1 protein-coding gene is annotated in these 286 nt (G+C 55.2%); it reads right to left on the minus strand.

All coding sequences use genetic code 11. The annotated features are described in order from the left end of the window. Window positions 1-286, minus strand: a 286-nt coding sequence (locus CA832_RS15010; protein WP_158211890.1) for a hypothetical protein, incomplete at both ends; no start/stop codon positions are given.

A 286-nucleotide genomic window follows, 5' to 3' on the forward strand; every position in this document is an offset into this window, starting at 1 on the left:
AAGAGAGAGGGTGGTACCGGAAAGGCTGAGGTCCTGACTGTCGGTGTTATCGAGGAAAGCCGAAAGGTCTACAGTTCCTCCGTCTTCCAGGGTCAGGGTGTTACCGGAGAGACTAAGTGCTTGGTCATCCGTGTTGTCCATGTAGGCGGCCAGGTCCACGGTTTGGGTGCCACCATTTTCCAGTGTCAAGGTCAGGATATTCCCGGCCAGGCTGAAGTCGGTGATTTGCTGGTTGTCTGAGTTGTCGAGGTAGGCTGACAGGTCTACAGTACCACCATCCTCCAGG

It is taken from the genome of Robiginitalea sediminis (assembly GCF_002198115.1).
GTDB classification, from domain to species: domain Bacteria; phylum Bacteroidota; class Bacteroidia; order Flavobacteriales; family Flavobacteriaceae; genus Robiginitalea; species Robiginitalea sediminis.